Below are 286 nucleotides of genomic sequence, written 5' to 3'. Positions count from 1 at the left end.
CATAAATAGCGACTCGCTCAGAGGACGGAATATCGTCAGAAACGTGGGCAGTATCAAACTCGTTAATATGAGATCGAATCTGCTCCAGGTAATGGCCACGCACCACATGGGTAAGACGATGACGGGTCGCCTTATTCGCCATGTAGTTCATGACGGCCCGGTTGAGCATCTCAGGCGGACCGAGCAACATTACCCGCTTAGCCCCTCGCAGACGGCGATAGGCCACAACCTCGACACTGCGCCACACAAGGAGCAAGACGATGCCGACCACCAGGTTAATGAGGAG

General features: G+C 54.5%; 1 protein-coding gene. It reads right to left on the bottom strand.

The features are described from left to right. On the bottom strand, positions 1 to 286 hold a 286-nt coding region (locus tag FCU66_RS40895), incomplete at both ends, for a hypothetical protein (RefSeq protein WP_210239732.1).

This window comes from Mesorhizobium norvegicum, assembly GCF_004919685.1.
Lineage (GTDB): Bacteria > Pseudomonadota > Alphaproteobacteria > Rhizobiales > Rhizobiaceae > Mesorhizobium > Mesorhizobium norvegicum.
The sequence above is the reverse complement of the archived record's forward strand: the minus strand, read 5'-3'. Positions and strand labels throughout refer to the sequence as shown.